Genomic DNA, 19,805 nt, shown 5'->3' with positions numbered 1-19,805 from the left:
GGTGTTCAATCAGCTGACCTTCGGTATTAGCTCAACAAACGGCAAAATATGAGGAACTATTTTTCCGTTTGTTTCTCTAATACTCAGGTCAAAACGCTGATTTCACAACCTCTTCCTTAAACGGTGTTCAAAAGCTTGCATCTGCGGCAATAAGCCCAGCCAAACGAAAAATATGAGGAGCTATTTTGGTTTGGCTGGGCTTATTGCTTGATGCAGGGCAGCTTTTTCACAACCTCTGATTCACGGTGTTCCAGAAGTAGCTTCTTCGAAAATAAGCCGAAATTTTGCAAAATTTTGAGAAGTAATTTTCGTAAATACCTTCTTATTTCTTGAAGCTGACCACTTCTATCATAACCTCTTATTCATATTTCACTTCATACAAATAAAGTCCTTCAGGGTGTGCTGTAGGTCCTGCTGCATTACGATCTTTTTTCGCAATAATATCTGGGATACTATCTTCAGGCAATCGGCCATTGCCAATTTTCAAAAGCGTTCCTACTAAGATCCGTATCATCTTATACAAGAAGCCATTTCCCCTAAATGTAAACAACAATTCGTCTTTTGTTTCATTTACCTCCATCTTAGCCTCGTAGATCGTACGTACTTTATCCTCTATCGAGCTTCCTGATGCACAAAAAGAGGTGAAATCGTGAGTCCCTAATAAATCAGGAAGCGCCCGCTGAATTTTTTCCAAATCAAGTGGGTAAGGAAAATAACTTGCATAATGGCGTCGAAAAGGACTGCGTGGTTTCCCTATATCCACTCGAAATTGATACGTCTTTTCTTTGACCAAATATCTTGCGTGGAAGTCTTCTGAAACAATTTCTACTTGTCTTACAGCAATATCCTCTGGTGACTGGGTATCTAGCGCGAAACGCATTCGTTCTAACGGACGCTCCTCTGGATAATCAAAATGGATTACTTGCCCGATCGCATGTACTCCGGCATCTGTCCTTCCCGAACCAAAGACCGTGATTTCTTTTCCATTTGCCATTTTTTGTAATGTTTTTTCTACTTCTTCTTGAACAGTACGCCCATTTGGCTGTTTTTGGAATCCATTAAAATTTGTTCCGTCGTACGCAATGATTGCTTTGTAACGTACCATGTTTTTCTCTCCTTTGTTCCTAAAAGGTTATCTGGAATAATGATTTTTTTATAAAATTTTTTCGTTCTTTCTTTTCAGATAAAAGAAAGAGGCCTGTGACCTTAGTCTGCCACAGACCCTAATATTTCTTGTCATACACTGCTCGCATCCTTTCTTGCAAACAGATCAGCAAGAAAAGAATAGATAGCGGCCCACTGAACGTTTATCCTCTTAAAAAGATCAGTAGCACAGTTAATAATACAAAAGCAATGATAACCATCGTGTCTCTATTATGCCAATGCAATACACGATATTTCGTTCTTCCTTCCCCACCTTTGTAGCCTCTTGCTTCCATAGCAGTCGCAAGATCTTCCGCACGGTTGAAGCTGCTGACAAATAAAGGAATCAGCAAAGGAATGACTGCTTTCATTTTCTGAACTAGGTTTCCTTCACCAAAATCAACACCGCGAGCGCGCTGAGCGTTCATGATCTTTTCTGTTTCGTCCATCAATGTAGGCACAAAACGAAGAGCAATCGACAGCATCAATGAAATTTCGTGGACTGGGAACCGTACGGCTTTCAATGGACGAAGCAAGTACTCAATCGCATCCGATAATTCCAAAGGCGGTGTAGTAAGCGTGAGTAGAGTCGACATAAAAATGATCAACACGAATCGACAGAAAATAAAGAGGCCGTTCATCACACCAAATTCAGTGATATGGAAAACACCCCAACTCCAATAAGTTTCTCCGCCACTTGTAAACAAGACCTGCAAAGCTACAGTGAAGAGGATTAGCCAGATCAATGGGCGAATGCCTCGGATAAAAAATTTCAAATCTACTTTTGACAAGAAGACAGAAAGTAATGTGAAAAATGCCAACAAAAGGTACGTTTCCCAATTATTTGCTAAAAAAATGATTCCGATAAAATAAAAACTGGCTAATAATTTAGCTCGGGGATCCAATCGATGGATCAAGGAATCTCCAGGCATATAACGACCAAATATCAATTTATTCATCATGGGCATTTCCTCCAGCATAATGGACGATAGCGTCTGCTAATTCTTCAGCTGTCAAAGGCAAGGTAGCAAAGTTCATCCCTTTAGCCATTAATTCTTCTGCAAACTCGGTGGCAGTAGGTACGCCTAGTTGTTTTTCTTTTAGCCATTCAATGTTTTGAAAGACCTCTTGCGGCTCCCCGCTATTAACGATTCGTCCCTTTTCCAACACATAGACATAATCTGCAAAATTGGCTACATCATCCATTAAATGCGTAACTAATACAATAGTGATCTGCTGATCCTTATGAAGACGCCAAAACATCTCCATCATTTCTTTTCTACCCTGGGGATCAAGTCCTGCCGTTGGTTCATCCAATACAAGTACTTCCGGCCTCATGGCAAGCACACCAGCGATTGCTACTCTACGCATTTGCCCTCCTGAAAGTTCAAATGGCGAACGTTCCAAATAGCTTTCATCCAGCCCAACTTGTTCTAATGTTTCTTTTGCTAGGACTAGTGCTTCTTCTTCGCTGACACCAAAGTTTTTAGGACCGAAAGCAATGTCTTTTGCTACCGTTTCTTCGAATAGCTGTGCTTCTGGAAACTGAAAGACGATGCCAACTTTTTTTCGGATGGGCTTTAAATTCTTATTATCCGTATCCGGCTGAATATCTCGTTCTCCAATATGGACTGTACCGCTTGTTGGCTTAACAAGCGCATTCAAATGCTGAAGTAAGGTTGATTTCCCGCTTCCGGTATGCCCTACTAATGCAGTATAACTGTTTTCTTTGATCGTCATATTGATGTCAAATAAGGCTCTTTGTTCAAATGGTGTATTCGGCTGATAAGTGAAGTCTACTTGTTCAAAACGGATGTCCATAACCAATCCACCATCCTTTCTTCTGTCATATATTCACTTGGCACATCAACCCCACGTTCTTTCAGTGCGCTCTTCAGTTTTTCAGGAAATGGTAGATCCAGACCTAAGTCGATCAGTTCAGGACCAGCAGAAAAAATTTCTTTTGGTGTACCTTCGCGGACAAGTTCTCCTTGTCTCATCACTAGTATCCGATTGGCATTAGCTGCTTCATCAATATCATGAGTGATAGATATAACGGTCAATTGACTTTCTTCTTTGATCTTCTTGATCGTAGAGATCACTTCTTCACGACCTTCTGGATCTAGCATACTGGTTGCTTCATCTAAAATAATGATATCAGGTCGTAAGGCAACCACGCCGGCAATGGCAACACGTTGTTTTTGCCCTCCTGATAAACGAGCAGGCTCGCGTGAAGCAAACTCAGCCATTCTAACTTTCTCAAGTGCATCTTTCACACGCACTAGCATTTCTTCTCTGGGAATCCCTTGATTTTCAAGACCAAAAGCAACGTCATCTTCTACTGTCGAACCAACAAACTGATTGTCTGGATTTTGAAAAACCATTCCAACCATCTGTCGGATCGTCCAAATATTTTCTTCATCCAATATTTGATTTCCCACTTTCACGATCCCTGATTCTGGCAGAAGCAATCCATTGATCGTTTTGGCAAGTGTCGATTTTCCTGAACCATTGTGTCCAATAATAGCGATCCACTCACCTTTATCAATTGTAAAGGAGACATCTTTCAATGCGGGGCGAAGATCATCTGGCTGGTATTTATAATTTATCTTTTCTAATTCAATAATTGGCTCCATGATTACTCCTTCTTCATCCTAAAGTTCCTACTAACACTATCAAAAAAAGACAAAATTTTCAATTATTTCTCGCTTAAAATGTTTTTTTATGCCTTCAAACATATCTGTCATGACAGGTAATTGAAGGTATAAAAAAACACTTTATGATGAGTGCTTACTCCCCAAGCGATATTCGCTTGAGGAGCAGCGCTGAGCTAGACTCGGAAAAATATCTTCCAACATCATAACACTCTAAAAGAATCATCTATAAAGTGATGTTATTAGTGTGATTTTAGACAAGTTCTAAGACAACCATTGGTGCACCATCACCGCGTCTTGGTTCTGTCTTCAAAATGCGTGTGTATCCGCCTTGACGTTCTGCGTAACGAGGTGCAATATCGTTGAACAGTTTTTGTAAAGCTGATTCAATGACGATGTCCTCATTTTCTTCACGCACGCTGGCAACTTCATTACGTACGAAAGCCGCAGCTTGACGACGTGCATGCAAATCTCCGCGTTTACCTAAAGTGATCATTTTTTCTGCAGTTGAGCGAACTTCTTTCGCACGAGCTTCAGTAGTCACAATACGTTCGTTGATTAATAAATCAGTTGTTAAATCACGCAACATCGCTTTACGTTGGCTAGATGTGCGTCCTAGTTTACGATAACTCACGTTGGTTTCCCTCCTTCGTAAAAGGTTTTAATCTTCTTTACGTAAACCTAAACCTAAGTCGTGCAATTTTGCTTTAACTTCTTCTAATGATTTACGTCCTAAGTTACGGACTTTGATCATTTCAGGCTCAGATTTATTTGTAAGTTCTTGTACAGTATTGATTCCTGCACGTTTCAAACAATTGTAAGAGCGAACAGACAAGTCTAACTCTTCGATCGTCATTTCCAACATTTTTTCTTTTTGTGTTTCTTCTTTTTCGACCATGATTTCAGCATTTTTTGCTTCATCAGTTAAGTTCACAAAAATATCCAAATGTTCAGTCATGATTTTCGCAGACAAACTCATTGCTTCCAACGGTTCAATTGAACCATCTGTCCAAATCTCCATCGTCAATTTATCAAAATCTTCACGGTGTCCAACACGTGTGTTCTCAACTTGATAGTTCACACGACGAACAGGTGTGTAGATTGAATCGACTGGAAGAACGCCAATTGGCATATCTTCTTTTTTATTTTCATCTGCTTGAACATAACCACGTCCAGGTTTCACTGTTAAGCGAGCATGGAACGTAGCTCCTTCAGAGACACTACAGATGTACATATCTTTGTTAAGAATTTCTACATCACTATCAACGATAATATCGCCAGCAGTTACTGTAGCAGGTCCGGTAATATCGATTTCAAGGGTTTTTTCTTCTTGGCCATACATTTTCAGCGCTAAGCCTTTAATGTTCAAGATGATTTGAGTGACGTCTTCTCTAACACCTTTGATGGTAGAGAATTCATGCAGTACACCATCGATTTGAATATTAGTGATGGCAGCACCTGGCAAAGAAGATAATAAAATACGACGTAGGGAATTCCCTAAAGTAGTCCCATACCCTCTTTCAAGAGGTTCAACGATGAACTTGCCATAATCTTTTTCTTCATCAATTTTTGCGATTCTTGGTTTTTCGAACTCAATCATTCTTATCTTTACCCCTTTCAAAACGAAAAGTGTCTTGTTCAATGACGTTACTGATAAAACTCAAAATGAGCGGCACTCATTAAACACGACGGCGTTTTGGAGGGCGGGCACCATTATGAGGAACTGGAGTCACGTCACGAATTGCAGTCACTTCTAAACCTGTAGCTTGTAATGAACGAATTGCTGCTTCACGTCCAGAACCAGGTCCTTTAACTGTTACTTCAACAGTCTTTAATCCGTGTTCCATTGCTGCTTTTGTAGCAGTTTCTGCTGCCATTTGAGCGGCAAAAGGAGTTGATTTTTTGCTTCCTTTGAAACCTAATGAACCAGCTGATGACCACGCTAATGCATTTCCGTGAGTATCAGTGATCATGATGATAGTGTTATTGAATGTAGAATGGATATGTGCAATACCTGCTTCTATATTCTTCTTCACACGGCGTTTACGATTCACTTTTTTTGCTGCCATGAAGTTTTAACCTCCTTCACTTAAGAATTATTTTTTCTTGCCAGCGATAGCGCGAGCTGGGCCTTTACGAGTACGTGCATTGTTTTTCGTGTTTTGTCCACGAACAGGCAATCCACGGCGATGACGGATTCCACGGTAAGAACCGATTTCCATCAAACGTTTGATGTTCAAGTTCACTTCACGACGAAGATCCCCTTCAACTTTTAATTTATCTACTTCTGCACGGATAGCATCTGTTTGTTCATTCGTTAATTCACGAACGCGAACATCTTCAGATACACCAGCATCAGCTAAGATCTTTTTAGCAGTAGTGTTACCAATACCATAGATATAAGTAAGTGAAACTACTACACGTTTATCACGAGGAATATCTACTCCTGCAATACGAGCCATATTTATAGCACCTCCAATTATCCTTGACGTTGTTTATGTTTTGGATTTGCTGGGCAAATCACCATAACGCGTCCTTTACGACGAATTACTTTACAATGTTCGCACATTGGTTTTACTGATGGTCTTACTTTCATGATAATACCTCCTGTAGTTTTACGGAGTACAATTATTTAAAGCGATAAGTAATACGGCCACGGTTAAGATCGTATGGAGACAATTCAACCGTTACTTTGTCACCAGGTAAGATACGGATGTAATGCATACGAATTTTACCTGAAACAGTAGCAAGAACTTGGTGTCCGTTTTCTAGTTCAACTTTAAACATTGCATTCGGCAAAGTTTCGACGACTGTACCTTCGACTTCAATCATATCTTCTTTTGCCACGCACAGTACCTCCTTGTACTTGTTTCGCATTTTCACACGATAAAATGGCGGAAACTGCAGTTCCCACCTCAAAATTCTCAAAATGGATCATCTAGAGGATTCTCTAGAAGTCGGACTGACATATTCTATCATAATTTATTGAACTTGACAAGAGTAACTGCATAATGCAAGTCGGCTACGGGCAATCGTGCTATTTTTCAATGATTTTTTGTACATCTGCAAATACAGCATCGATTTCACGAGCACCATCAATAGTGTTTAGCAAACCTTGTTCTTTATAATAAGCCAAGATTGGTTCACTATTTTTGATGTTGATAGCCAGACGATTTTTAACCGTCTCAGGTTTATCATCTTCTCTTTGATAGAATTCATGCCCACCGCAACGATCACATGTGTCTTCAACTTTTGTAGGGTTGAAAATTTTATGGTAAGTTGCTCCACAATTGCTGCAGATAAATCGGCCGGCTAGACGTTCGACCAAGATTTCTTCACCAACATGGATATCGATGACAGCATCAATTTTTTTATTCAAATCTTTTAGCATTGCGTCCAGAGCTTTTGCTTGATCTAGCGTACGTGGAAAGCCATCTAATAAGAAGCCTTTCTCTGTATCTGGTTCAGCTAGTCGCTCTTTCACGATTCCATTTGTTACTTCATCAGGAACTAATGCACCTTTATCCATATAAGACTTTGCTTCCAGGCCAAGAGCTGTTTCGTTTTGCATCGCTGCGCGGAACATATCTCCTGTTGAGATGTGCGGAATACCATAAGCATCAATGATTTTTTCAGCTTGTGTTCCTTTACCTGCGCCTGGCAGCCCCATTAAAATGAGGTTCATTGTTTTCCCTCCTAATAAATGTGTGAGAACGTGTGTTGAGGGGAAACCTCAACACGCTTTCTTACTCAATGAATCCAACATATTTACGTTTCAGCATTAAGCCTTCTAACTGTTTCGCAGTTTCTAAAGCTACACCGATAACGATCAGTAAGCTTGTACCGCCTAATCCGATTGATTGTGGAAGATCCCAAACCATTTGAGCAATGATTGGAAGCAATGCCACTAAACCAAGGAAGACTGCACCAACTGTACTTAAACGCATCAGTAATCTTGAGACATACTCTTCAGTCCCCTTACCAGGGCGTACGCTTGGTATATAACTTCCTTGCTTTTGCAAGTTTTCCGCTAATTTCTCAGGATTTACTTGAACAAAGGCGTAGAAGAAAGTGAAGGCAACGATCAGAATCGTATAAATCGTAGCACCAGGTGCTGTATTATAGTTAAAGATCTCCATCATCACTTTGTACCAGTTTTCAGAACCGAATCTACCGCTCAATGCTTGTAAAACAGCATTTGGCGTAGCAATAAACGAACTAGCAAAGATAACTGGAATAACTCCAGCTGCATTTACTTTCAACGGCAGATAGCTGCTTGTAGGCGCGCCAGCTACGCGTTTCGTATATTGGATCGGGATCTTGCGTTCAGCTTGTTGGAAAAATGTTACGAATGTCACGATCAACAAGACCGCTACTAGTAAAATGGCCACAAAAATAGCAGATTTCCATATGTCTGAAGGATCAATATTTATAAAGTAATCTTCATAAATTTCTCTGATACTTTCAGGCAATCTAGAAATGATACCTGCAAAAATGATCATTGATACGCCATTTCCGATACCTTTTTCTGTGATCTGTTCTCCTAGCCAAGTAACAAACATCGTACCGGCTGTTAGAATCAAACCGATCGTTACGTAAGTTGCTACGTTAGGATTATTCACGAAACCTAATTGAGCGTATTGATTGAATCCAGCAGTGATACCGACAGATTGGATAAATGCCAATACTAATGTCAGATATCGAGTCGCTTGATTCAGTTTTTTACGACCAACTTCCCCTTGTTTCGACCATTCAACAAATCGAGGCACGATGTCCATTTGAAGAAGCTGAATGACGATAGAAGCAGTAATGTATGGTGAAACCCCCATTGAGAAAATGGAAAAGTTTTGCATCGCACTACCACTTACCAAGTTCAACATGTTGAAAAATGGCAAAGAAGAAAGGTTTTGCAATGAAGCAGCATTTACGCCTGGTACAGTAATATGTGCACCTAGGCGAAATACAAACAACACAAATACAGTAAATAGGATTTTCGATCTAATGTCTTTTACTTTAAAAGCATCTTTTAATAGTCTAAACATTAGATCACCTCGATTGATCCACCAGCCGCTTCAATTGCTTCTTGAGCTGCTTTAGAGAATTTTGCTGCTTTCACAGTTAATTTCTTGTTTAGTTCCCCATTAGCTAATACTTTGATTCCAGCTTTTTCGTTTTTCACGATTCCAGCTTCAACTAAAGCAACAGGAGTTACTTCAGCTCCGTCTTCAAAGCGGTTCAATACATCAAGATTAATGACTGCATAGTCTTTACGGTTCACGTTTGTGAATCCTCGTTTTGGTAAACGACGGAACAATGGTGTTTGTCCCCCTTCAAATCCTAAACGCACACCGCCGCCTGAACGAGCTTTTTGTCCTTTTTGTCCGCGTCCGGCAGTTTTTCCGTTACCAGATGAAGTACCACGACCAACACGGTTACGTACTTGGCGTGAACCTTCAGCAGGTTTTAATTCATGAAGTTTCATAGGTTTGGCACCTCCTTAATGTTCTAGTTATGATTTTTCTAAATTAAATTTCTTCAACGTCCACTAGGTGAGAAACAGTATTGATCATGCCTTTAATTGCTTCATTAGAAGGCTTAACCACTGAACTGTTAATCTTTGTAAGACCTAACGCTTTAACTGTATCGCGTTGGTTTTGAGGACGTCCGATAATACTGCGTTTTAAAGTAACTTTTAATTCAGCCATTATTGTTGTCCTCCTTATCCGATTAATTCTTCAACTGATTTGCCGCGAAGTTCTGCAACTTCTTCTGCACGTTTCAATTGTTTCAAACCTTCAACTGTTGCGCGAACAACGTTGATTGGTGTATTTGAGCCTAAAGATTTAGAAGTGATATCTGCTACCCCAGCTAATTCTAATACGGCACGAACTGGTCCACCAGCAGCAACCCCAGAACCTTCTACAGCAGGTTTCATTAGGATTCTACCACCACTAAAAGCACCGATTACTTCGTGTGGGATTGTTGAACCAACCATAGGTACTTCAACTAAGTTTTTCTTCGCATCTTCAATTGCTTTACGGATTGCTTCAGGAACTTCTTGAGCTTTACCTGTACCAAATCCTACGTGTCCGTTTTTGTCACCGACAACAACTAAAGCAGCAAAACGTAGACGACGTCCACCTTTAACAACTTTTGTTACACGGTTAATTGCAACAACGCGGTCTTCTAATTCCAAATGTTTTGGATCGATATAAACCATGAATGGTATTCCTCCTTCTTCTAAAATTCTAGTCCATTTTCGCGAGCAGCTTCAGCTAAAGCTTGCACACGGCCATGGTAAAGGTATCCACCACGGTCAAAGACTACTACTTTAATGCCTTTTTCAGCTGCACGTTCAGCAACTAGTTTACCGACAGCTTGTGCTGCTTCTGTTTTTGTTCCACCTGAAATTTCTTTATCCAAGGTAGAGGCACTTGCTAGCGTTACACCCGCTACGTCATCAATAATTTGAGCGTAGATGTTTTTGTTAGAACGAAAAACGTTCAAGCGTGGGCGCTCAGCAGTACCAGAGATATTGTTACGTACACGACGATGTCTCTTTTGACGTGTTTTGTTCTTATCTGGTTTTGTAATCACAATTGTCACCTCTTTATTTTTATTGTACTACTATTTCAAGCAGTAAATACGTTTCGAAAAATAGAAGCTGCGGCACAAGTAAAAATGTATTTTTTTGAAGGTAAACTTCAGCCAAATGCCTTTTTCCTGCTGCTGGCTTCTATGCAATTTTTCTAAACGATTATTTACCAGTTTTACCTTCTTTACGGCGTACATATTCGCCAACATAACGAATACCTTTACCTTTATAAGGTTCTGGAGGACGAGTTCCACGAATGTTTGCAGCTAATTCGCCAACTTCTTCTTTGTTCGCACCTTTAACAATTACTTGTGTGTTAGCTGGTACTTCAACAGTTACTCCAGCTGGTGGTGTGATTTCTACTGGATGTGAGTAACCAACGTTCAATACAAGTTTTGATCCTTGTAATTGTGCACGGTACCCAACCCCGATTAGTTCTAACGCTTTTTGGAAACCTTCGCTGACACCTACAACCATGTTGTTGAAGTTCGCACGAGTTGTTCCATGAATTGTTTTCATTTCTTTACTGTCGTTTGGACGAGTGAAAGTTACTTCGTTTCCTTCGATATTCATTTTGATATCTGCTGAAAAAGTACGAGTCAATTCACCTTTTGGTCCTTTAACTGTAACGTTGTTTCCGTCTTGAGTAACTGTTACTCCTTCAGGGATAACAACGACTTTATTTCCGATACGGCTCACTTAAAGACACCTCCTTGTAGATTCTACTTGATTACCATACGTAAGCGATAACTTCGCCGCCGATATTTTTTTCACGAGCTTCTTTATCAGTGACAACACCTTCAGAAGTCGAAATGATTGCGATACCTAAACCGTTCAATACTTTTGGTACTTCGTCAGCTTTGACATAAGCACGCAAACCTGGTTTAGAGATACGTTTTAAGTTTGTGATAACACGTTCGCCGTTTTTACCAAATTTTAGGAAAACACGGATCACGCCTTGTTTGTCATCTTCGATGTATTCAACATCACGAACGAAACCTTCACGTTTCAAGATTTCAGCGATGTCACGTTTAATTTTTGATGCAGGTACTTCTAAAGACTCATGTTTAACCATGTTTGCGTTACGGATACGAGTTAGAAAATCTGCAATTGGATCTGTCATGACCATTGATCTTTTACCTCCTTCTTATGCGAATTTACTTTTTACCAGCTAGCTTTCTTCACGCCGGGAATTTGACCTTTATAGGCAAGTTCGCGGAAGCAAATACGGCAAAGATGGAACTTACGATAAACTGAATGTGGACGTCCGCAACGTTCGCAACGAGTATAAGATTGTGTTGAAAATTTTGCAGGACGTTTGTTTTTAGCAATCATTGATTTTTTAGCCACGTAGTTCGCCTCCTTTAATTATTTTTGGAATGGCATGCCTAATTGTGTCAACAACTCACGAGATTCTTCATCAGAGTTTGCTGTTGTTACAATAACGATGTCCATACCACGTACTTTATCTACTAAATCATAATCTACTTCTGGGAAGATCAATTGTTCTTTAATACCTAAAGTATAGTTTCCACGACCGTCAAAGGCTTTTTTACTTACACCATGGAAGTCACGTACACGTGGTAGTGAAACAGAAACCAATTTGTCTAAGAATTCGTACATTCTTTCTCCGCGCAATGTAACTTTTGCACCAATTGGCATTCCTTCACGTAAACGGAATCCAGCGATTGATTTTTTAGCTTTTGTAATCATTGGTTTTTGACCAGTGATCAAAGTTAATTCTTCAACTGCTTTATCTAAGTTTTTAGCGTTTGATACCGCATCACCAACACCCATGTTGATGACGATTTTTTCAACTTTAGGTGTTTGCATAACAGAGCTATAGTTAAATTTTTCCATCAATGATGGAGTTACTTCTTTAAGATATTTTTCTTTTAGGCGGTTCATTCAGTAAGACCCTCCTTCCTTAAACTTTTATTTATCTAAAACTTCACCGGTTTTTTTAGAAACACGGACTTTTTTGCCGTCTACTTCTTTGTAGCCAACTCGGCCAGCTACACCAGTAGAGTCAACCACCATCACGTTAGAAACATGAATTGGCGCTTCCATCTCAACAATTCCACCTTGAGGAGCAGCTTGAGAAGGTTTTTGGTGTTTTTTAACGACATTTACACCTTCGACAATAACTTTATCTTTTTTCGGGAACGCTGCTAGTACAACGCCTTCTTTGTTTTTGTCTTTTCCAGTGATAACTTTAACTTTATCGCCTTTTTTAACAAACATAACTGTTTCGCACCTCCTTTGATAAGTGTCTCAAGATTATAAAACTTCTGGTGCTAGTGAAACGATCTTCATGAAGTTGTTTTCACGTAGTTCACGTGCAACTGGCCCAAAGATACGTGTTCCACGAGGGCTTTTATCATCACGAATAATCACTGCAGCATTTTCATCAAATTTAATATATGAACCGTCTGTACGACGAGCTCCTGATTTTGTTCGAACGATAACGGCTTTAACGACGTCACCTTTTTTGACAACCCCACCTGGCGTTGCTTGTTTAACCGTAGCAACGATCACATCACCGATGTTAGCAGTTTTACGACCAGATCCACCAAGGACTTTGATCGTCAAAATTTCACGTGCGCCTGAGTTATCAGCGACTTTTAAACGACTTTCTGCTTGGATCACGTTGTGTATCCTCCTTTCAGATTTTGCATTCAATCTATATAGGAAAATCTCGTGTTATTAGATAATAACTGCTTCTTCGACTACTTCCAACAAACGGAAACGTTTTGTAGCTGATAATGGACGAGTTTCCATAATTCTCACGATGTCGCCAACTTTTGCTGTGTTGTTTTCATCATGCACTTTGTATTTCTTAGAATAGTTCATGCGTTTGCCATAGATAGGGTGGTTTTTCTTTGTTTCGACAGCAACGGTAATTGTTTTATCCATTTTGTCTGAAACCACGCGACCTTGATAAACTTTGCGTTGATTTCTTCCTTCAGTCATACGCTTAATGGCCTCCTTCCATAATTACTTAGCTTGTTCACGCAACACAGTTTTGATGCGTGCAATCGATTTACGTACTTCTTTAATACGTGCAGTGTTTTCTAATTGACCTGTTGCTAATTGGAATCTAAGATTAAACAATTCTTCTTTTAATTGTTTTTCTTGATCAAGCATTTCGGCAGTGGTTAATTCTCTGATTTCTTTAACCTTCATTCGATTCACCACCCATTTCCTCACGTTTTACGATCTTAGTTTTCATTGGTAATTTGTGAGAAGCTAGACGTAACGCTTCACGAGCTACTTCTTCAGGAACGCCTGCGATTTCAAACATGATTTTACCACGTTTTACTGGTGCAACCCATCCTTCAGGTGCCCCTTTACCAGAACCCATACGTACCCCAATTGCTTTGGCAGTATAAGATTTGTGAGGGAAAATTTTAATCCATACTTTCCCACCACGTTTCATGTAACGAGTCATTGCGATACGAGCAGCTTCGATTTGGCGGTTTGTGATCCAATGTGAATCAACAGCTTGCAAACCGTATTCACCGAATGCTACTTCTTTTCCGCCTTTAGCTTCCCCGCGCATTTTTCCGCGGAATTCACGACGGTGTTTTACACGTTTAGGTACTAACATGATTATTTCCCTCCTTTCTCAGTGTTTTTTTTAGTTGGAAGAATTTCTCCACGATAGATCCACACTTTAACTCCTAGTTTTCCGTATGTTGTATCTGCTTCTTCCCATGCGTAATCAATGTCCGCACGTAAAGTATGAAGAGGAACAGTTCCTTCTGAGTATCCTTCTGAACGAGCGATATCTGCTCCGTTTAGACGACCAGATACTTGAGTTTTGATCCCTTGAGCGCCAGCACGCATTGAGCGTTGGATGGCTTGTTTTTGAGCGCGACGGAAAGCAACACGGTTTTCTAATTGACGTGCGATTCCTTCACCTACTAATTTTGCATCTAGATCTGGTTTTTTGATTTCCACGATATTGATATGGATTCTTTTACCAGTTAATTTGTTTAATTCTTTTCTTAGGCTTTCGACTTCAGAACCGCCTTTACCAATAACCATACCTGGTTTAGCTGTGTGAATTGAAATGTTTACGCGACCTGTTGCGCGTTCGATTTCAACTGTTGATACAGCAGCATCAGCAAGTTTAGTTGAAATAAATTTACGGATTCTTAAATCTTCGTGTAAGAACTCAGCATACTCTTTTTCAGCATACCATTTAGCATCCCAGTCGCGGATGATGCCTACACGCATTCCAATTGGATGTACTTTTTGACCCACTGATTATCCCTCCTTATTTTTCTGATACGACTACCGTGATATGACTTGTACGTTTGTTGATTGGAGAAGCTGATCCTTTTGCACGAGGACGGAAACGTTTCATTGTAGGTCCTTCGTTAACAAAAGCTTCGCTTACTACCAAGTTTTCAACATCTAAGTCAAAGTTATTTTCTGCATTCGCAACTGCTGACATCAATACTTTTTCAATGATTCCAGCAGATTTGTTTGGTGTGAATTTCAAGATTGAAATTGCATCTGCGACACTTTTACCTCTGATAAGGTCAATTACTAAACGGGCTTTTCGAGGTGAAGTGCGAACTGTTTTTGCAGTTGCTTTAGCTGATGTGATTTGTTCTGCCATTTGGATTTATCCTCCCCTCAAATTAGCGTTTCGTTTTCTTATCGTCAGCAGCATGTCCACGATAAGTTCTTGTAGGTGCAAATTCACCTAATTTGTGTCCTACCATGTCTTCTTGGATGTAAACTGGTACATGTTTACGTCCATCATAAACTGCGATGGTATATCCAACAAAACTTGGGAAAACTGTTGAACGGCGTGACCAAGTTTTGATAACTTTTTTCTTTTCAACCCCTGCTTGAGCTTCAACTTTTTTCATTAAATGCTCATCGACAAAAGGTCCTTTCTTTAAACTACGACCCATGGTGAACCTCCTCTCAAAATGTGCGACACATGGTCAAAGTAATTATTTATTTTTGCGACGACGAACAATAAGTTTGTCTGATTTAGCTTTTTTGTTACGAGTTTTGTAACCAAGAGCTGGTTGACCCCAAGGAGAAACTGGTGCTTTACGTCCGATAGGAGCTTTACCTTCACCACCACCGTGTGGGTGATCATTAGGGTTCATTACGCTACCACGTACAGTTGGGCGTTTACGCATCCAACGAGAGCGTCCAGCTTTACCGATGTTGATTAATTCGTGTTGTTCGTTACCTACAGAACCGATTGTAGCACGGCATGCAGCTAAGATCATACGAACTTCACCAGAGTTCAAGCGGATCAATACGTATTTGCCTTCTTTACCAAGTACTTGAGCACTTGTACCAGCAGAACGGATCAATTGTCCACCTTTACCAGGTTTCATTTCAATGTTGTGGATAACAGTACCAACTGGAATGTTTTCTAATGGAAGAGCATTTCCGACTTTGATATCTGCTTCTGGACCTGAAACAAGTTTCATACCCACTTCTAGTCCTTTAGGTGCTAAGATGTAAGCTTTCACTCCATCTTCATAGTGTACTAACGCGATGTTAGCTGAACGGTTTGGATCATATTCGATCGTTTGAACAGTTGCAACAACGTTATCTTTGTTACGTTTGAAGTCGATCACGCGATATTGGCGTTTGTGTCCGCCACCTTGATGACGTACAGTGATGCGGCCGTTGTTGTTACGTCCAGCATGGTTTTTCAATGGTTGTAACAATGATTTTTCAGGTGTTGATGTTGTGATTTCAGCAAAATCAGAACCTGTCATGTTACGACGACCATTTGAGGTAGGTTTGTACTTTTTAATCGCCACGTTTTTCCCTCCTAATTTAATGAGTTATCTATTAGTGCTTATTCAGCAGCTTCGAATAATTGGATTTCTTTTGAATCTTCAGTCAATGTAACGATCGCTTTGCGACGTTTTTTTGTATATCCTGCATATTTGCCCATACGTTTGAATTTCGCACGTACGTTCACGATGTTCACGTTTTTGACTTTAACGTCAAAAGCAGCTTCTACCGCTTGTTTTACTAAAGTTTTGTTTGCGCGAGTGTCCACTTCAAAAGTGTATTTCTTGTCATCCATGGCAAGCATTGATTTTTCAGTGATCACTGGGCGTTTGATTACGTCTAGTAAGTTCATTATGCAAGCACCTCCTCAATTTGAGTAAGAGCAGTTTGTGTTGCTAACACTTTTGTATTTGATACAACGTCTAGCACACTCACATTATCAGAAGTTACTACAGAAACGTTTGGTAAGTTACGTGCTGATAAAGCAGCAAAGTCGTTACCTTTTTCTAGAACAACCAATACTTTAGAGTCGATAGATAAGTTAGCAAGAACTTGTTTGAATTCTTTTGTTTTTGGTGCGTCGAAGTTCAAGCCTTCGATTGCTACCAAGTTGTTTTCAGCAACTTTTTCTGACAATACAGATTTCATTGCTAAACGACGAACTTTTTTAGGAAGTTTGTAGCTGTAAGAACGTGGTGTTGGTCCAAAGACTACGCCACCTCCACGCCATTGTGGTGAGCGGATAGATCCTTGACGTGCACGACCTGTTCCTTTTTGACGCCATGGTTTACGTCCGCCGCCGCGAACAGCGCTACGGTTTTTAACCGCGTGTGTTCCTTGTCTTAATGACGCACGTTGCATTACGATTGCATCGTAAACAACACTTTCATTAGGTTCAATTCCGAAGATTTCTTCGTTAAGTGTGATTTCACCGTTTTGGCTTCCATCTTGTTTGAATAATGCTACATTCGGCATTCCTTAGTTCCTCCTTTCTTCCTACAATTATTTAGCTTTCACAGCTGATTTGATAGTGATTAAAGATTTTTTAGCTCCAGGAACATTACCTTTGATCAAGATAACATTTCTTTCTGCATCGACACGTACAACTTCCAAGTTTTGGATAGTTACGCGGTTGCCACCCATACGGCCAGCAAGACGTTTGTTTTTAAATACACGGTTAGGTGCAACTGGACCCATTGACCCAGGACGACGATGGTAACGAGAACCGTGAGCCATTGGTCCGCGGCTTTGTCCGTGGCGTTTGATAACCCCTTGGAATCCTTTACCTTTCGTAGTACCTGTTACATCAATAATGTCTCCTGCTTGGAAAACATCTACTGTAATTTCTTTTCCTACTTCATATTCTCCTAGCTCAACATTTTTGAATTCACGAATGAAGCGCTTAGGAGCCGTGTTTGCTTTTGCAACATGACCTTTCGCAGGTTTGTTTGATAAAACTTCACGCATATCTTGGTAACCAACTTGAATAGCTTCGTAGCCATCCGTTTCCATTGTTTTCACTTGTAGTACTACGTTTGGAGTAGCTTCTACAACAGTTACTGGAATTAATTCACCAGATTCAGTGAAGATTTGTGTCATTCCCACTTTTTTCCCTAAGATTCCTTTGGTCATGAGTACACCTCCATTATTTTTGTTTTAGTTTTATAATTTGATTTCGATGTTTACACCAGATGGTAAGTCTAGCTTCATCAAAGCATCAACAGTTTTTGGTGTTGGGTTCACAATGTCGATAAGACGTTTGTGTGTACGCATTTCGAATTGTTCGCGTGAATCTTTGTATTTATGAGTCGCACGGATGATTGTGTAAAGACTGCGTTCAGTTGGTAATGGAATTGGACCAGACACGCTAGCTCCAGTTCTTTTTGCAGTTTCCACGATTTTATCCGCTGATTGATCTAAAATACGGTGTTCATACGCTTTTAAACGGATACGAATTTTTTGTTTTGCCATCTTGTTCCCTCCTTCGCCTATTTTGAAAAGTAGACATAGCTCCACGAAAATTTCCGTCACGCTCGTTCGTGGCAAAGCGTCCGGGCGTGTCGCAACCTCTCGTTTCTTAGCCGACGAAATCATTCTGATTACGTCTGTGCAATTCACTAAAGTAAACGCACCTTTGTCATTATAATATATATAAACTCACAAAGCAAGGCTTTTTCTTGTAAAAAACATTTTGTTTTCATAAAGTTTCATTTAGAAAATACTGACTCTTTTATTTCGTGTTTCTTCTATTATAATGCTCCTGTCTTTTTCCCTGATCCTGCAATAAATAAAAAAGCTCGGAACAAAGATCCTGAGACCTTCGTTCCGAGCGATTACGTCCGAATAAATGTTGCTTTACTTTAAAACTTAAGTGAATTAAGCTTTGATTTCTGTAACGACACCGGCACCAACTGTACGTCCGCCTTCACGGATTGAGAATTTAGTACCGTTTTCGATAGCGATTGGGTGGATTAATTCAACTTCCATTGTTACGTTGTCGCCAGGCATAACCATTTCAGTACCTTCTGGTAATTCAACAACACCTGTTACGTCAGTTGTACGGAAGTAGAATTGTGGACGGTAGTTAGTGAAGAATGGAGTATGACGTCCACCTTCTTCTTTTGTCAACACGTATACTTCTGCAGAGAATTTTGTATGAGGTGTGATTGTACCTGGTTTAGCTAAAACTTGTCCACGTTGGATGTCTTCACGTGCAACACCACGTAGTAAAGCACCAATGTTGTCTCCAGCTTCAGCGTAGTCTAACAATTTACGGAACATTTCAACACCAGTAACTGTTGTTTTTGAAGTTTCTTCAGCAATACCAACAACTTCAACTTCGTCACCAACGCGAACTTGTCCACGTTCAACACGACCTGTAGCAACAGTACCACGTCCAGTAATTGAGAACACGTCTTCAACTGGCATCATGAACGGTTTGTCGTTGTCACGTTCTGGAGTTGGGATGTATTCGTCAACTGCAGCCATTAATTCAAGAATTTTTTCTTCGTATGAAGCGTCGCCTTCTAGAGCTTTCAAAGCTGATCCAGCAACTACAGGAACATCGTCACCAGGGAATTCGTATTCTGTTAATAGGTCACGAACTTCCATTTCAACTAATTCTAGTAATTCTTCGTCATCAACCATGTCTACTTTGTTCAAGAATACAACGATGTAAGGAACACCAACTTGACGAGACAATAGGATGTGTTCACGAGTTTGAGGCATTGGGCCGTCAGCAGCAGAAACTACCAAGATAGCTCCGTCCATTTGAGCAGCACCAGTGATCATGTTTTTAACGTAGTCCGCGTGTCCTGGGCAGTCAACGTGAGCGTAGTGGCGTGTATCTGTTTCATACTCAACGTGAGCTGTTGAGATTGTGATTCCGCGTTCGCGTTCTTCTGGAGCACCATCGATTTGATCGTAAGCCATAGCTTGGCCGCCGTTTTTCTTAGATAGTACAGTTGTGATTGCAGCTGTTAATGTAGTTTTACCATGGTCAACGTGTCCGATAGTACCAATGTTAACGTGTGGTTTAGAACGGTCAAATTTTTCTTTTGCCATTTTAAAATGTCCTCCTAAAAATACAATATATTTTTTATTTGTCTGATAGGTATATGATGTACACA

The 19,805-nt window shown here is 40.2% G+C and carries 34 protein-coding genes; all 34 read right to left on the bottom strand.

What is annotated here, in order from left to right:
* Positions 1-358 precede the first annotated feature (358 nt).
* The 34 genes from truA to tuf all read right to left on the bottom strand — a co-directional run bounded on the left by truA (position 359) and on the right by tuf (position 19,740).
* Positions 359-1,105: a tRNA pseudouridine(38-40) synthase TruA gene (truA, locus tag IGL31_RS00435; protein ID WP_002298563.1), complete on the bottom strand. Its 747-nt coding sequence runs from the start codon at positions 1,103-1,105 to the stop codon at positions 359-361.
* 202 nt (positions 1,106-1,307) lie between these two features.
* A complete protein-coding gene (locus IGL31_RS00430; RefSeq protein WP_002288724.1) occupies positions 1,308-2,105 on the bottom strand; it encodes an energy-coupling factor transporter transmembrane component T family protein in 798 nt (265 codons plus the stop codon).
* Complete coding sequence (locus IGL31_RS00425; protein WP_086299944.1) at positions 2,095-2,964, bottom strand: energy-coupling factor ABC transporter ATP-binding protein; 870 nt, start codon at positions 2,962-2,964, stop codon at positions 2,095-2,097. Before IGL31_RS00425 ends, IGL31_RS00430 begins: the two co-directional genes overlap by 11 nt.
* Complete coding sequence (locus tag IGL31_RS00420; RefSeq protein WP_002288720.1) at positions 2,940-3,779, bottom strand: energy-coupling factor ABC transporter ATP-binding protein; 840 nt, start codon at positions 3,777-3,779, stop codon at positions 2,940-2,942. Before IGL31_RS00420 ends, IGL31_RS00425 begins: the two co-directional genes overlap by 25 nt.
* 271 nt (positions 3,780-4,050) lie before the next feature.
* Complete coding sequence (gene rplQ, locus IGL31_RS00415) at positions 4,051-4,431, bottom strand: 50S ribosomal protein L17 (protein ID WP_002288716.1); 381 nt, start codon at positions 4,429-4,431, stop codon at positions 4,051-4,053.
* A 27-nt stretch (positions 4,432-4,458) separates the two neighbouring features.
* Positions 4,459-5,397 (bottom strand): DNA-directed RNA polymerase subunit alpha, encoded by a 939-nt coding sequence (locus tag IGL31_RS00410; protein ID WP_002288715.1) that lies wholly within the window; start codon positions 5,395-5,397, stop codon positions 4,459-4,461.
* A gap of 79 nt (positions 5,398-5,476) precedes the next feature.
* Positions 5,477-5,866 carry a 30S ribosomal protein S11 gene (rpsK, locus tag IGL31_RS00405; RefSeq protein ID WP_002288714.1) on the bottom strand — a complete coding sequence of 130 codons (390 nt, stop codon included), beginning with the start codon at positions 5,864-5,866 and terminating at the stop codon, positions 5,477-5,479.
* 27 nt (positions 5,867-5,893) lie between these two features.
* Positions 5,894-6,259, bottom strand: coding sequence for a 30S ribosomal protein S13 (gene rpsM / locus IGL31_RS00400; RefSeq protein ID WP_002288713.1), 366 nt, complete (start codon positions 6,257-6,259; stop codon positions 5,894-5,896).
* A gap of 17 nt (positions 6,260-6,276) precedes the next feature.
* A complete protein-coding gene (gene rpmJ / locus IGL31_RS00395; RefSeq protein WP_002288710.1) occupies positions 6,277-6,393 on the bottom strand; it encodes a 50S ribosomal protein L36 in 117 nt (38 codons plus the stop codon).
* Positions 6,394-6,425: 32 nt separating this feature from the next.
* Positions 6,426-6,644 carry a translation initiation factor IF-1 gene (infA, locus tag IGL31_RS00390; protein WP_002288695.1) on the bottom strand — a complete coding sequence of 73 codons (219 nt, stop codon included), beginning with the start codon at positions 6,642-6,644 and terminating at the stop codon, positions 6,426-6,428.
* Positions 6,645-6,834: 190 nt separating this feature from the next.
* Positions 6,835-7,482, bottom strand: a complete 648-nt coding sequence (locus IGL31_RS00385; RefSeq protein ID WP_002288690.1) for an adenylate kinase — start codon at positions 7,480-7,482, stop codon at positions 6,835-6,837.
* A gap of 61 nt (positions 7,483-7,543) precedes the next feature.
* Positions 7,544-8,839, bottom strand: a complete 1,296-nt coding sequence (gene secY, locus IGL31_RS00380; RefSeq protein WP_002288688.1) for a preprotein translocase subunit SecY — start codon at positions 8,837-8,839, stop codon at positions 7,544-7,546.
* Positions 8,839-9,279, bottom strand: coding sequence for a 50S ribosomal protein L15 (rplO, locus tag IGL31_RS00375; RefSeq protein ID WP_002288687.1), 441 nt, complete (start codon positions 9,277-9,279; stop codon positions 8,839-8,841). Before rplO ends, secY begins: the two co-directional genes overlap by 1 nt.
* A 43-nt stretch (positions 9,280-9,322) precedes the next feature.
* Positions 9,323-9,502: a 50S ribosomal protein L30 gene (rpmD, locus tag IGL31_RS00370; RefSeq protein WP_002288686.1), complete on the bottom strand. Its 180-nt coding sequence runs from the start codon at positions 9,500-9,502 to the stop codon at positions 9,323-9,325.
* Positions 9,503-9,516: 14 nt separating this feature from the next.
* Positions 9,517-10,017, bottom strand: coding sequence for a 30S ribosomal protein S5 (gene rpsE, locus IGL31_RS00365; protein ID WP_002288681.1), 501 nt, complete (start codon positions 10,015-10,017; stop codon positions 9,517-9,519).
* A 20-nt stretch (positions 10,018-10,037) separates the two neighbouring features.
* Entirely contained in the window at positions 10,038-10,394 is a 357-nt protein-coding gene (rplR, locus tag IGL31_RS00360) for a 50S ribosomal protein L18 (RefSeq protein ID WP_002288679.1), read from the bottom strand.
* Positions 10,395-10,554: 160 nt separating this feature from the next.
* Positions 10,555-11,091, bottom strand: coding sequence for a 50S ribosomal protein L6 (rplF, locus tag IGL31_RS00355; protein ID WP_002288677.1), 537 nt, complete (start codon positions 11,089-11,091; stop codon positions 10,555-10,557).
* Positions 11,092-11,122: 31 nt separating this feature from the next.
* Positions 11,123-11,521 (bottom strand): 30S ribosomal protein S8, encoded by a 399-nt coding sequence (rpsH, locus tag IGL31_RS00350; protein WP_002288675.1) that lies wholly within the window; start codon positions 11,519-11,521, stop codon positions 11,123-11,125.
* A 35-nt stretch (positions 11,522-11,556) separates the two neighbouring features.
* Positions 11,557-11,742, bottom strand: a complete 186-nt coding sequence (locus IGL31_RS00345; protein ID WP_086299945.1) for a type Z 30S ribosomal protein S14 — start codon at positions 11,740-11,742, stop codon at positions 11,557-11,559.
* A gap of 18 nt (positions 11,743-11,760) precedes the next feature.
* Positions 11,761-12,300 carry a 50S ribosomal protein L5 gene (rplE, locus tag IGL31_RS00340; RefSeq protein ID WP_002288671.1) on the bottom strand — a complete coding sequence of 180 codons (540 nt, stop codon included), beginning with the start codon at positions 12,298-12,300 and terminating at the stop codon, positions 11,761-11,763.
* A gap of 27 nt (positions 12,301-12,327) precedes the next feature.
* Positions 12,328-12,636 carry a 50S ribosomal protein L24 gene (gene rplX / locus IGL31_RS00335; protein ID WP_002288670.1) on the bottom strand — a complete coding sequence of 103 codons (309 nt, stop codon included), beginning with the start codon at positions 12,634-12,636 and terminating at the stop codon, positions 12,328-12,330.
* 36 nt (positions 12,637-12,672) lie between these two features.
* Entirely contained in the window at positions 12,673-13,041 is a 369-nt protein-coding gene (rplN, locus tag IGL31_RS00330) for a 50S ribosomal protein L14 (RefSeq protein ID WP_002288669.1), read from the bottom strand.
* Positions 13,042-13,098: 57 nt separating this feature from the next.
* The gene (gene rpsQ, locus IGL31_RS00325; protein ID WP_002288668.1) at positions 13,099-13,365 is read right to left on the bottom strand and encodes a 30S ribosomal protein S17; all 267 of its coding nucleotides are present in this window, start codon (positions 13,363-13,365) and stop codon (positions 13,099-13,101) included.
* 24 nt (positions 13,366-13,389) lie between these two features.
* The gene (gene rpmC, locus IGL31_RS00320; protein ID WP_002288664.1) at positions 13,390-13,578 is read right to left on the bottom strand and encodes a 50S ribosomal protein L29; all 189 of its coding nucleotides are present in this window, start codon (positions 13,576-13,578) and stop codon (positions 13,390-13,392) included.
* Complete coding sequence (gene rplP, locus IGL31_RS00315) at positions 13,568-14,002, bottom strand: 50S ribosomal protein L16 (RefSeq protein WP_002288661.1); 435 nt, start codon at positions 14,000-14,002, stop codon at positions 13,568-13,570. The genes rpmC and rplP overlap by 11 nt, the downstream gene beginning before the upstream one ends.
* Before the next feature lie 2 nt (positions 14,003-14,004).
* Positions 14,005-14,661: a 30S ribosomal protein S3 gene (gene rpsC / locus IGL31_RS00310; RefSeq protein ID WP_002288659.1), complete on the bottom strand. Its 657-nt coding sequence runs from the start codon at positions 14,659-14,661 to the stop codon at positions 14,005-14,007.
* A 13-nt stretch (positions 14,662-14,674) separates the two neighbouring features.
* Positions 14,675-15,022: a 50S ribosomal protein L22 gene (gene rplV, locus IGL31_RS00305; RefSeq protein WP_002288657.1), complete on the bottom strand. Its 348-nt coding sequence runs from the start codon at positions 15,020-15,022 to the stop codon at positions 14,675-14,677.
* Positions 15,023-15,044: 22 nt separating this feature from the next.
* Positions 15,045-15,323, bottom strand: coding sequence for a 30S ribosomal protein S19 (gene rpsS / locus IGL31_RS00300; RefSeq protein ID WP_002288655.1), 279 nt, complete (start codon positions 15,321-15,323; stop codon positions 15,045-15,047).
* A 42-nt stretch (positions 15,324-15,365) separates the two neighbouring features.
* Positions 15,366-16,199 carry a 50S ribosomal protein L2 gene (gene rplB, locus IGL31_RS00295; RefSeq protein WP_002290451.1) on the bottom strand — a complete coding sequence of 278 codons (834 nt, stop codon included), beginning with the start codon at positions 16,197-16,199 and terminating at the stop codon, positions 15,366-15,368.
* 38 nt (positions 16,200-16,237) lie between these two features.
* Complete coding sequence (gene rplW / locus IGL31_RS00290) at positions 16,238-16,528, bottom strand: 50S ribosomal protein L23 (RefSeq protein ID WP_002290449.1); 291 nt, start codon at positions 16,526-16,528, stop codon at positions 16,238-16,240.
* Complete coding sequence (rplD, locus tag IGL31_RS00285; RefSeq protein WP_002290446.1) at positions 16,528-17,151, bottom strand: 50S ribosomal protein L4; 624 nt, start codon at positions 17,149-17,151, stop codon at positions 16,528-16,530. Before rplD ends, rplW begins: the two co-directional genes overlap by 1 nt.
* Before the next feature lie 27 nt (positions 17,152-17,178).
* Entirely contained in the window at positions 17,179-17,808 is a 630-nt protein-coding gene (gene rplC / locus IGL31_RS00280) for a 50S ribosomal protein L3 (RefSeq protein WP_002290445.1), read from the bottom strand.
* A gap of 30 nt (positions 17,809-17,838) precedes the next feature.
* The gene (gene rpsJ / locus IGL31_RS00275; RefSeq protein WP_002290443.1) at positions 17,839-18,147 is read right to left on the bottom strand and encodes a 30S ribosomal protein S10; all 309 of its coding nucleotides are present in this window, start codon (positions 18,145-18,147) and stop codon (positions 17,839-17,841) included.
* Positions 18,148-18,552: 405 nt separating this feature from the next.
* Positions 18,553-19,740 (bottom strand): elongation factor Tu, encoded by a 1,188-nt coding sequence (gene tuf / locus IGL31_RS00270; RefSeq protein WP_002290442.1) that lies wholly within the window; start codon positions 19,738-19,740, stop codon positions 18,553-18,555.
* Positions 19,741-19,805 lie beyond the last annotated feature (65 nt).

Source organism: Enterococcus sp. MSG3290 (assembly GCF_050555565.1).
Classification (GTDB): Bacteria; Bacillota; Bacilli; order Lactobacillales; family Enterococcaceae; genus Enterococcus_B; species Enterococcus_B faecium.
Note: the sequence above shows the minus strand (reverse complement) of the source record. Positions and strands in the feature narration are given on the sequence as shown.